The following is an 11,310-nucleotide window of genomic DNA, read 5'->3' as shown; positions in this document are numbered from 1 at the left end:
ACGTGAAACATGCGGTTTCACGTGAAACGGCGCCCGATGACGACGGACCAGGCGTACCCGGTCGTGGCGCGTGCCCGATCAGGCCCCGCCGCGGTCCTCGACCTCGGCCTCCGCTTCGGCCTGCTTGGCCTGGACCTCCGGGTCCAGGACGGCCTCGGGGGTGCCGTCCACGGCCGTGAGCGGCGCGCGGTCGGTGACCTCGGTGGGCGCCGGGGGTTCGACCAGCCAGTCCGGGTTGGCCTGCTTGTCCCACCACTTCCACGCCACGAACGCGCCGCCGACCAGCAGACCCACCACCGTCACGCGCTTGGCGACGCGCCCCGCGCGGGCGCGGCGCCGGTGCTTGCGGATCATCTTCTCGACCTCGGCCGCCGAGACCTGGCCGCGCAGCGCCGCCCAGGCGGCGGTGCCGCGTGCCAGCGCCTCGTCCCGCACCGGCTCGGCGGCGGCCCGGGCGCTCTGCACGGCGTGCCCGACGCGCGGGGCGGTGTAGTCGGCCGCCTGGCGCGCGGCCTGGCGGGTCCGTTCGGCGGCCCAGTTCGCCGCGGCGTCCACCTTGGGAGGCAGCGTGCCGCGTGCGTGGTCGATGCGCGGCTGTACGTGGGTGTCGTACTGGCTGCGGGCCTGGTGCGCGACCTCGGCCACCTTGGGCGCCAGCCGCGTACGGGCCTCCTGCGCGTAGTGGACGGCGGTGTCCTTGGCCGTACCGGCATACGGAGCCACCACCTCCGCGGCGTGCCGCACGCTGTCCCTGGCCGTGCCGGTCGCGGCGCGCACGCTGTCCTTGCGGGTCACGGGATCCTCCTCATCGGTGGCGTGTCCGGGGATCGGGGGTGTTCCCCACGTCTGTTGTGTTCGACTGTCCACCCGTTCGAAGATCATGCCTGTTGGTGCACGGTCCGGCATGTGTGAGCGGGCATCCGGGTCATTGGGGACCTTCCGGAGTCTTCTCGGGCTTCCGATGACAATGCCACGGTTTGCCGTGCCGCGCGCCTGTTCGGCCGGTTCTGGTTCCCGGCCGGGCGACGGGCCTTCGGGGCGGGCGGCGGAACCGGCATGTGGACGCGGGTCTGGCGCGTGGGCGGTGGATCCGGCAGACGAACGCGAGCCTGACGAGTGGGCGGGCCTGACGGGCGGGCGCGTGCCCGGCGAGTGGGCGGGCGCGGACGAGCACCCGACGCGCGCGGACGAGCACCTGACGGGCGGGAGACAGCCCTGACGGCGGCGGGCCCGACCGGCAAGAGGCGGAGAAAAATGCGCGCCGCGCGTACAGAGGCCGTAGCCAGGCGACGCGCGGGCCCGTCCGTGCGAGGATCGGGAACCGTCAGTGAAGACTTATGGAAGGTAGATCGTGGCTGAGCAGCTGTACGCCACCTTGAAGACCAATCAGGGCGACATCGAGATCCGGCTCCTGCCGAACCACGCCCCGAAGACGGTCAAGAACTTCGTCGAGCTCGCGCAGGGCCAGCGCGAATGGGTCCACCCGGCGACCGGCAAGAAGACCACGGACCCGCTGTACAACGGCACCGTCTTCCACCGGGTGATCAGCGGCTTCATGATCCAGGGCGGTGACCCGCTGGGCAACGGCACCGGCGGCCCGGGCTACGAGTTCGCGGACGAGTTCCACCCGGACCTGGCCTTCAACAAGCCCTACCTGCTGGCCATGGCCAACGCCGGCCCGGGCACCAACGGCTCGCAGTTCTTCATCACGGTGTCCGCGACCGCGTGGCTGACCGGCAAGCACACCATCTTCGGTGAGGTCACCAACGAGGCGAGCAAGAAGGTCGTGGACGCCATCGCCGGCACGCAGACCAACCCGCGCACCGACCGTCCGGTCCAGGACGTGGTCATCGAGTCGGTCGTCGTCGAGACCCGCGAGGGCTGAGACCGCCGGCCGGCTCCCCGGCCGGGCCCGGTGCCGTTCCGGTAGGCGCGTACCCATGGGGTGCGCGCCTACCCGGTGTCCGGGCCCGGGCCGGAGCCTGGCGCCCCACCGCATCCGGTGGTGCGCCTCCCGCGGACCGGCCGCGTCCCGGCCCACACTGGTCCCCTGACCAGGGCGGTTCCGGGCGTGCCGGACGCGGGGAACCATCGCGCCCCGTCCGGTCGTAGATCGGGTGGGGCGTGCCGTGCGTACGGACGCCTTCTCAAGACCAGGCGGCGCGGTGTCCGCGCCCGCCCGACGGCCGTGGGCGCGGCGGCGCCGCGACGGCGTCGCGTCCGCCCACCGACGCCCAGGACGAGGGATCGAAGGGACGATGGACCAGGTGTCAGGCAGCCCACAGGAGCCGCGGCGCGCGGATGAGAGCGGCGGTCTGCCCGGCTGCTACCGCCACCCGGAGCAGGAGACGGGCATACGGTGCGCCCGCTGTGACCGGCCGATCTGCCCCCAGTGCATGGTGAACGCCTCCGTCGGTTTCCAGTGCCCGGAGTGCGTGCGGGGAGGTGCCGGGACGGCGCACCCGACGCGGGCGACGGCTCCGCGCACGATCGCGGGCGGCCCGATCGCCGCCGACCCGCGGCTGGTGACCAAGATCCTGCTGGGGCTCAACCTCGTGGTGTACGCGGCCACGCTGGCGGTGCGGACCCTGGCGGACGACTACGCGATGATCGGCCTGGCCGTCGACCCGCAGCGGTACGAGCTGGTCGGTGTCGCCCACGGCGAGTGGTACCGGCTGCTGACGGCGATGTTCCTGCACACCGAGGTGCCGCACATCGCCATGAACATGCTGTCGTTGTGGTGGCTGGGGCCGTCCCTGGAGGCGGCTTTGGGGCGGACGCGGTTTCTCGCCCTGTACCTGCTGTCCGGGCTCGGCGGCAGCGCGCTGTCCTACCTGCTGGCCGCGCCGAACCAGCCGTCCCTGGGGGCGTCCGGCGCGATCTTCGGCCTGCTCGGCGCGACCGCCGTCCTGATGCGCCGGCTCAACTACGACATGCGGCCGGTCCTCATCCTGCTCGGCATCAACCTGGTCATCACGTTCCTGCCGGGCATCGCCTCGCAGGCGCACATCGGGGGCCTGGTGGTGGGCGCCGCGGTGGCGTTCGGAATGGTGCACGCGCCGCGGGACCGCCGGACGCTGGTGCAGACGGCGACGTGTGTGGTGGCGCTGCTCGCGATCGTCGCGGTGGTGTGGGTACGGACGGTTCAGCTCACGGGATGAGCACAGTTGTCCACAGCGCGTGCCGGATCTTGTGCATGATCCGGGTAGCAGTCGGAGCCGATCCTACGGACCGGCTCTGATCTGCGGTTTTCTCGAAAGAGTGAAGCGTGGCAGTGGCCCGTGACGCGGATCACCGGTCACACCGGCGTCAACATCCGGGAAGTTATCCACAGATCTTCTGAAGTTTTCCCCGGCTGTGGATAACAATGTGGATGGTCTTGGCTACGGCTTGCCAACAGGGCCGCCGCTGTGCAGGACCAGAGGGCCCGCACCGCTCCCGCCGCGCGGTGCCGGGACCGACATCCGCGTCCCGGCCCGGCGCCGGGACGCTCACCCGGACGCGGCGGCTACTTCCACTGCGTGGAGACGCCGAACCCCAGGGCGATGAAGCCGAAGCCGCACACGATGTTCCAGTTGCCCATGGCCTTCACCGGCATGTCGCCCTCGGTCACGTAGAAGAGCACGATCCACGCCAGGCCGATCAGGAACATGGCCAGCATCAGCGGAGCGACCCAGCGGCGCCCGGAATTCAGCTTCAGGTTCGTCTGCTGCTTGGCGGGCGGCGGCGTGTAATCGTCCTTCTTGCGGATCCGTGACTTCGGCACGAGGAACTCTCCTGTCGATGCGCTGCGTGACCGCGCGGGGGGCGGGCTGTACGGACGGAAGCCGGGCGGGGGAGCGACGGTGCGCCCCCAGGGCGTCCGTTAGCGTAGTGGTTCCGCGGCGTCGTAAGGAGTAAGGGTACGTTGAGCACTTCCGCTGACTCGCCCCGCCGCCCCTTCCGTCCCCGTCTGCGGCCCGTTCGGCTGCTGACCTTGGCGGTCTTCGCGCTCGCCGGCCTCATCTTCTGGATCAGCTTCGACACCGCGCGCGGCACCGACCTTCGCTCCGACGACTCGATGCTGCGCCTGTCCGACCTCATCCAGGAGCGCAGCCACAAGAACGGCGCCCACGACGAGCGCAACGCCACGCTGCGGGAGGAGGTCGACGGCCTCGCCCAGCGCGACAACGGCGCCTCCCGCGCCCAAGAAGCCAAGCTCAAGGCCCTGGAGAAGGACGCCGGCACCCAGCGGCTCCAAGGTGAGGGCCTGACGGTCACGCTCACCGACGCCCCGCCCAACGCCACCGCCAAGATCCCCGGTGTCCCCGAGCCGCACGCCAACGACCTGGTCATCCACCAGCAGGACCTCCAGGCCGTCGTCAACGCCCTGTGGCAGGGCGGCGCCAAGGGCATCCGCGTCATGGACCAGCGGCTGATCGCCACCAGCGCGGTGCGCTGCGTCGGCAACACCCTGATCCTCCAGGGCCGCGTCTACTCGCCCCCGTACAAGGTGACCGCCGTCGGCGACCGCGACGCGCTCAACAAGGCGCTGTCCGACGCCCCGGCCATCCAGAACTACCTCCAGTACGTCGCCGCCTACGGCCTCGGCTGGAAAGTCGACCGGCACGACACCGTGACGCTGCCCGGCTACTCCGGCACCGTGGACCTCCACTACGCACGGCCCACGAAGCCGTGAGCCCGCGGGCCGTCGCGCCCGGGGCGCCGGCCGGGAGGAGGCGGGACCGCCATGTCGGTGCGGTGGATCGTCCGGACGCTCGGCGAAATCTGCCTCACACTCGGCGTCCTGGTCGCGCTGTTCGTCGTGTACGTCGTGTTCTGGACGGGCGTACGGGCCGACCGGGCCATGGACCGCGAGATCGCCGGATTGCGCGGCGGCTGGTCCGCCGGGCCGGTGCCCCCAGGAGGCCGGTCGCCGGGGGACGCCCGCGGTCCGTCCACCGCCGCTTCGGGTACGGCGCCGCGGGAGCGTGCGACGCCGTACCCGTACGGGAAACCGTTCGCCGTGATGTACGTGCCGCGCTTCGGCGCGGACTGGGCCAAGCCCGTGCTGGAGGGCACCTCGGACGACGTGCTCAAGCGGGGCCTGGGGCACTACGAACGGACCGCCCGCCTCGGTGCCACGGGGAACTTCGCGGTGGCCGGACACCGGCGCACCCACGGCGACCCGTTCAAGGACGTGCCGCGGCTGCGCCCCGGTGACGCCGTCGTCCTCGCGGACGGCACGCACTGGTTCACCTACCGGGTCGACCACCGGCCCTACACGACGCCGCCGACCGACATCGGGGTCATCGCACCCGTCCCCCGCGGGTCCGGCCACACCCGGCCCGGCCGCTACCTCACCCTCACCACCTGCGAGCCGGAATGGGGCCACAGCCACCGGCTGATCGTCTGGGCCCACCTGGAATCGACTCGTCCCGCGACCCGGGGAAGGCCGCCGGCGCCGCCCGGGTGACCGGTCGCGCCGCCCGTCCCGGACGGGTGTAGGCCGACGTCCGGCGGGCGGTCCGGGCGCGGTCTTTCCCCGGCGGGCCCGCCGATTGCCGGAAACGCCCTTTAGTCTGGTGGGGCAATCGACATCTCGTGGTCATCGTCATCGGCACGTAGGGGCAGCGACAGCATGTACGGCTGGATCTGGCGGCATCTGCCGGGCAACACATGGGTGAAGGCACTGACTTCGCTCGTGCTGGTACTGGCGATCGTCTTCGTACTCTTCCAGTACGTCTTCCCGTGGGCGGAGCCGCTGCTCCCCTTCAACGACGTCACGCTCGACGAGGGGATGGCACCACTGCGATGAGCGCGCGCATCCTCGTCGTCGACAACTACGACAGCTTCGTCTTCAACCTCGTCCAGTACCTCTACCAACTCGGCGCCGAGTGCGAGGTCCTGCGCAACGACGAGGTCGTCCCGGGCCACGCCCAGGACGGCTTCGACGGGGTGCTGCTCTCCCCCGGCCCCGGCGCCCCCGAGCAGGCCGGCGTGTGCGTCGACATGGTCCGGCACTGCGCGGACACCGGCGTTCCCGTCTTCGGGGTCTGCCTGGGCATGCAGTCGATGGCGGTCGCGTACGGCGGTGTGGTGGGCCGGGCCCCGGAGTTGCTGCACGGGAAGACCTCTTCGGTCACGCACGAGGGAGCCGGGGTCTTCTCGGGCCTCCCCTCGCCGTTCACGGCCACCCGCTACCACTCGCTCGCCGTCGAGCGGGACACCGTCCCGGCCGAGCTGACCATCACGGCCTGGACGGACAGCGGCATCCCCATGGGGCTGCGGCACCGGGAACTGCCCGTGGAAGGCGTCCAGTTCCACCCCGAGTCCGTGCTGACCGAGTGGGGCCACCGGATGCTCGCCAACTGGCTGGTCGAGTGCGGAGACAGGGACGCGGTGGCCCGGTCGGCGGGACTCGCGCCGGTGGTCGGCAAGGCCGGGGCGTGACGGACGTCCGCCCCGAGCGGGCGCGGCGACCCGACGAGCCGTACGCGGCGCAGGGTGCGTACGACGACACGGCGGCGTTCGAAGCGGCCGTCAGGCAGCTCGACGACCCTCTGACCGACCCGCTCCCCGGACGTCCGCCGGCCCGCTCCCAACCGTCCCCCGAGGCTTCCCGGCGGACGCCCGCCCAGGACGCCGCCCGTGGGCAGGTTCCCGGCCAGGCGGCCCGCCCTGCGGGGTCCGACGGCGCGGGGTCTGTCGGGCCCGCCGGTTCCGCCGGGCCACAGGCAGGCCGCCAGGGCTCGCCGTGGTTCCGGCCGCATCAGCCCCCGGCGCCGAACCAGGCTCCGTCCCCGTCCGCCGAGCAGCCGGTGGCGTCCTTGCCTCCGCAGTCCGGTACCTCTCGTGAGGGGGACGCCCCGCCTGGTGGCCACGCGGGGCAGGACGGCCACGAGGAGCAAAAAGGCGCCACGGCGTACGCGGGCCCGGGCCCGGACGCGTACGGAGCACAAGGGGCGGCAGCCGGCTCGTATGCGTACGGAACGCAGGAACCGGGCGTGGTGTCGGCCGCCACCGTCCACGCGCAGCAGGAGAGGCCGCGAGCCGGAGGCTCGCCCGGCGACACCGCGGTGCTGCCGCGGATCGAGGAACCACCCGCTGCCGATCGGACGCGGCCCGTTTCACGTGAAACCGGCCCGCCACTGCCCGTTTCACGTGAAACAGACCTGACGCAGCCCGTTTCACGTGAAACCACCGGCGTTTCACGTGAAACCGAGGCGAGTGGGCCGCCCATACCCGGCGGCCGTGCGGCCCGCCGCAAGGCCGCGCAGCAGGCGGCCAAGCGCGGCGGCAAACGAGGCCACAGCCCCCAGCCGCCCACGCCCGCTCCCGCCTCGCGGCTGGAGGCGCGGCGGGCCGAGCGCGCGGCCAAGGACGGCCCCGGCGTCATCCTGAGCCGTTTCGCCGGAGAGCTGTTCATCACTCTCGGCGTGCTGATGCTGCTCTTCGTCACCTACCAGCTGTGGTGGACGAACCTCCGGGCCAACTGGGACGCGGACGGGACGACCCAGACGCTGGAGCAGGAGTGGGACAAGGGCGACAAGAACCGCGACGCGGGCGTTTTCTCGCCCGGCCAGGGGTTCGCGATCATGTATATCCCCAAGCTGGACGTGAAGGTCCCGATCGCCGAGGGCATCAGCAAGGCGGGCGTCCTGGACCGGGGCATGGTCGGCCACTACGGCGAGGATTCCCTGAAGACGGCGATGCCCTGGGACAAACAGGGCAACTTCGCGGTGGCGGGTCACCGCAACACCCACGGCGAGCCCTTCCGGTACATCAACCGGCTCACCAAGGGCGACAAGATCATCGTGGAGACGCGGGACCGCTTCTACACCTACGAGATGACGAGCATCCTTCCGCAGACCACGCCGAGCAACATCCGGGTGGTCGACCCGGTCCCGAAGGGCTCGGGGTTCACCGGCCCGGGACGGTACATCACGCTGACGACCTGCACCCCGGAATTCACCAGTACCTATCGGATGATCGTCTGGGGCAAGATGGTCGAGGAGCGGCCACGGAGCGAAGGCAAACCGGACGCGCTCGTCAGCTGAGGGACTAAGAGGGGTACACCGCGGTGACTGCGACCGGACACGACGAGGCCACGGAGCCGTCGGCACCCCCGCCCCCCTCGCGCCGCACGCGCGGGCGGATAGCCACCGCGGTCAGCGTGTTCGGCGAGCTGCTCATCACGATCGGCGTGATCATGGCGCTGTTCGTCGTCTACGCCCTGTGGTGGACGAACGTGCTCGCCGACCGCGAGGCGAACGAGCAGGGCGACCAGATGCGGAAGCAGTGGGCGCAGCAGCCGAAGGGGCCGGGTGCCCTCGACACGCAGGGCGGCATCGGGTTCCTGCACGTGCCGTCCATGACCGGCGGCGAAATCCTGGTCGAGAAGGGCACCGACCTCGACGTCCTGAACAAGGGCGTGGCGGGCTACTACACCGCCCCGATCAAGTCCGCGCTGCCGCAGGACGCGAAGGGCAACTTCACCCTGGCCGCGCACCGCGACGGGCACGGGGCGAAGTTCCACAACATCGACAAGATCAAGAAGGGCGATCCGGTCGTCTTCGAGTCGAAGGACACCTGGTACGTCTACAAGGTCTACGCGACGTTGCCGGAGACCTCGAAGTTCAACGTGGACGTCCTGCAGAACGTCCCCAAGGAGTCGGGCAAGCGCAAGCCCGGCCGCTACATCACGCTCACGACCTGCACCCCGGTCTACACCTCGAACTACCGGTACATCGTGTGGGGCGAACTCGTCCGCACCGAGAAGGTCGACGCCGACCGCACCCCGCCCGCGGAACTGCGCTGACGCCCCGGGCGCGCGGGACGTCCCCGGCTCCGGAAGCGCCGGGGTTTCCGCACCGCCGAGCGACGCGCCCCGCACCCGCCGAGCGACGAGGACGCCGGGCTGTCCAGCCGACCGGGGGCCGAGGCCACCGGTGAGGCAGGGCCCCAGGCCGCGAGCCGAGCCCTCGCCTGACGCCCGCAAGCCCGGCCGCCGACGCCCGACTCCCCTCCGCCACGGCCTCCCGGACCCAGTCCGCCCCGCACGTCTTCGTACCGGCCCCGCGGCCACCCCCACGCCGAAGCCCCGCCCCCACGCCGAAGCCCCATCCCCACGCCGAAGCCCCGGCACCCGCCCTCACCAGGGACGGACGCCGGGGCTCCGACACGACGTGGCGCTACCGGATCAGTGGCGGCGCCCCCACGGGCCGCCGAAGAGGCCACCGCCCCCGTGGTCGCCGTTGTTGTCGCCACCCTCGTCACCGCCGCCACCGTCGTTGTTCCCGCCGCCGAGCGGCAGGGTGGTGAGGTTGACGGGGGTGTTCTTGTCGACCTGGGTGCCGGGGCCGGGGTTGGCCGTGATCACCAGGGCGTCGTCGTCCGATGCGGGACCGATGGTGCCGACGGCCAGTCCGGCGTCGGTGAGCATCTTCTTGGCGTCCTTGAGCTTCTTCGTGACCACGTCGGGGACCGGGACCTTGGCCTGCTCGGCCGCCTTGCCGACGACCAGGTTGACCGTGGTGCCGTCCTCGGCCGGCGTGTTGGCCTCGGGGGACTGCTCGATGACCTTGCCGGCCTGCTGCGGGTCGGAGGTCTCCCGCTCGGTAGTGCTGACCTTGAAGCCGTAGTCGGTGAGCTGCTTGGACGCCGCGTTGACGTCGTGGCCGCGCACGTCCGGGACGTTCTTCTTCGGCGTCGCCTGGGCGATGGACAGCGTGATCGTGGTGTCCTTGGGCTTCTCGGTGCCCGGGGCCGGGTCCTGCTCGGCGACCGTGCCGGGGTCCCGCTCGGAGACCACCTGCTTGGTCTCGATCTTGGTGAAGCCCTTGGCCTCCAGCTCCGACTTGGCCTGGGCCTCGGTCAGACCCTTCACGCTCGGCACGGACACCAGCTCGGGACCCGAGCAGAGCGTGACCTTCACCTCGGTACCCTTGTCGATCTTGGTGTCGACCGCCGGGTCCTGCTCGGTGACCTGGCCCTTCTTCACGTTGTCACAGGGCTTGTCCTCGCCCTTGACGACCTTGAAGCCGCCGTTCTTCCCGTACTCCTTGGCCTCCGCCAGCGTCTTGCCGGACAGGCTGGGCACGGAGACCTGGTTGTCGTGGTCGGTGCTCTCGAAGAGCACCTTGCCGATGAAGACCGCGCCGACCAGGACGAGGATGCCCGCCAGGGCGAGCAGGATCGTGGAGGTGTGGCTCTTCTTCTGCCCGCCGCGGCGGCGGTCCTGCCGCTCGTCGTAGCCGTAACCGCCGTCGTCCGGGTTCACCGGCGGCAGCATCGAGGTCTGGCCCGCCGCCGGGTCCTGCGCGGCGCGCAGCATCGTGGTGGGCGTGTCCTGGCCGTAGCCGGCGGAGCCGAGCGCCTGGGTGGCGGCGACCGGCTGGCCGTCCAGGGCCGCCTCGATGTCGGCGCGCATCTCGTCGGCCGACTGGTAGCGGTAGTCCGGGTCCTTGACCAGCGCCTTGAGGACGATGGCGTCCATCTCCGGCGTGATCTCGGGGTCGAAGGTGCTCGGCGGCTGCGGCTCCTCCCGCACGTGCTGGTAGGCCACCGCGACCGGGGAGTCGCCGACGAACGGCGGGCGCACCGTCAGCAGCTCGTACAGCAGGCAGCCGGTGGAGTACAGGTCCGAGCGCGCGTCGACCTGCTCGCCCTTGGCCTGCTCGGGCGAGAGGTACTGGGCGGTGCCGATGACGGCGGCGGTCTGCGTCATCGTCATGCCGGCGTCGCCCATGGCGCGGGCGATGCCGAAGTCCATGACCTTGACCTGGCCGGTGCGGGTCAGCATGACGTTGGCGGGCTTGATGTCGCGGTGCACGATGCCGGCCCGGTGGGAGTACTCCAGGGCCTGGAGCACGCCGATGGTCATCTCCAGCGACCGTTCGGGCAGCAGCTTGCGGCCGGAGTGCAGCAACTCGCGCAGCGTGGATCCGTCGACGTACTCCATGACGATGTACGGGATCGAGACCCCGTCGACGTAGTCCTCGCCGGTGTCGTACACCGCGACGATCGACGGGTGGTTCAGCGAGGCGGCCGACTGGGCCTCACGACGGAACCGGGCCTGGAAGGACGGGTCACGGGCGAGGTCCACCCGCAGCGTCTTCACGGCGACGGTGCGGCCCAGACGGCTGTCATGGGCGAGATACACCTCGGCCATGCCACCCCGGCCGAGCACCGAACCCAGCTCGTACCGGCCGCCGAGGCGACGCGGCTCTTCCATAAGCTTCTCCAGCCCTCTCCGTCAGTCCCGACCGCACCCGTGTGTGGTCCGGCGGTGTGCTGTTCGGGCATACCGTACCCGGCACGCCTCACGGG

General features: G+C 71.2%; 11 protein-coding genes. 8 read left to right on the top strand and 3 right to left on the bottom strand.

All coding sequences use genetic code 11. The features are described from left to right. Positions 1-78: 78 nt before the first annotated feature. Positions 79-795, bottom strand: a complete 717-nt coding sequence (locus ABZX96_RS21695; protein WP_355546802.1) for a DUF5324 family protein — start codon at positions 793-795, stop codon at positions 79-81. 556 nt (positions 796-1,351) lie between these two features. Between ABZX96_RS21695 and ABZX96_RS21690 the strand changes: the two genes are divergently transcribed. Both ABZX96_RS21690 and ABZX96_RS21685 read left to right on the top strand, forming a co-directional pair. Further along, complete coding sequence (locus ABZX96_RS21690) at positions 1,352-1,885, top strand: peptidylprolyl isomerase (protein WP_355546800.1); 534 nt, start codon at positions 1,352-1,354, stop codon at positions 1,883-1,885. A 373-nt stretch (positions 1,886-2,258) separates the two neighbouring features. Further along, positions 2,259-3,161 carry a rhomboid family intramembrane serine protease gene (locus ABZX96_RS21685; protein ID WP_355546798.1) on the top strand — a complete coding sequence of 301 codons (903 nt, stop codon included), beginning with the start codon at positions 2,259-2,261 and terminating at the stop codon, positions 3,159-3,161. A gap of 347 nt (positions 3,162-3,508) precedes the next feature. Here the strand turns inward: ABZX96_RS21685 and crgA are convergent, their stop codons facing one another. After that, entirely contained in the window at positions 3,509-3,766 is a 258-nt protein-coding gene (gene crgA, locus ABZX96_RS21680) for a cell division protein CrgA (RefSeq protein WP_355546796.1), read from the bottom strand. Positions 3,767-3,907: 141 nt separating this feature from the next. On the opposite strand from crgA, the gene ABZX96_RS21675 reads away from it, so the two are divergent. The 6 genes from ABZX96_RS21675 to ABZX96_RS21650 all read left to right on the top strand — a co-directional run bounded on the left by ABZX96_RS21675 (position 3,908) and on the right by ABZX96_RS21650 (position 8,800). Further along, a complete protein-coding gene (locus tag ABZX96_RS21675) occupies positions 3,908-4,678 on the top strand; it encodes a DUF881 domain-containing protein (RefSeq protein ID WP_355546794.1) in 771 nt (256 codons plus the stop codon). A gap of 51 nt (positions 4,679-4,729) precedes the next feature. Further along, entirely contained in the window at positions 4,730-5,455 is a 726-nt protein-coding gene (locus ABZX96_RS21670; RefSeq protein ID WP_355546792.1) for a class E sortase, read from the top strand. 165 nt (positions 5,456-5,620) lie between these two features. Further along, a complete protein-coding gene (locus ABZX96_RS21665) occupies positions 5,621-5,797 on the top strand; it encodes a hypothetical protein (protein WP_355546790.1) in 177 nt (58 codons plus the stop codon). After that, positions 5,794-6,432: an aminodeoxychorismate/anthranilate synthase component II gene (locus tag ABZX96_RS21660; protein ID WP_355546788.1), complete on the top strand. Its 639-nt coding sequence runs from the start codon at positions 5,794-5,796 to the stop codon at positions 6,430-6,432. The genes ABZX96_RS21665 and ABZX96_RS21660 overlap by 4 nt, the downstream gene beginning before the upstream one ends. Then, entirely contained in the window at positions 6,429-8,039 is a 1,611-nt protein-coding gene (locus tag ABZX96_RS21655; RefSeq protein WP_355546786.1) for a class E sortase, read from the top strand. The genes ABZX96_RS21660 and ABZX96_RS21655 overlap by 4 nt, the downstream gene beginning before the upstream one ends. Positions 8,040-8,062: 23 nt before the next feature. Next, on the top strand, positions 8,063-8,800 hold the full coding sequence (locus ABZX96_RS21650) for a class E sortase (RefSeq protein WP_355546784.1): 738 nt from the start codon (positions 8,063-8,065) through the stop codon (positions 8,798-8,800). A gap of 381 nt (positions 8,801-9,181) precedes the next feature. Here the strand turns inward: ABZX96_RS21650 and pknB are convergent, their stop codons facing one another. After that, positions 9,182-11,215, bottom strand: coding sequence for a Stk1 family PASTA domain-containing Ser/Thr kinase (gene pknB, locus ABZX96_RS21645; RefSeq protein ID WP_355546782.1), 2,034 nt, complete (start codon positions 11,213-11,215; stop codon positions 9,182-9,184). Positions 11,216-11,310 lie beyond the last annotated feature (95 nt).

Source organism: Streptomyces sp. NPDC003077 (assembly GCF_040611095.1).
Lineage (GTDB): Bacteria > Actinomycetota > Actinomycetes > Streptomycetales > Streptomycetaceae > Streptomyces.
The sequence above is the reverse complement of the archived record's forward strand: the minus strand, read 5'-3'. Positions and strand labels throughout refer to the sequence as shown.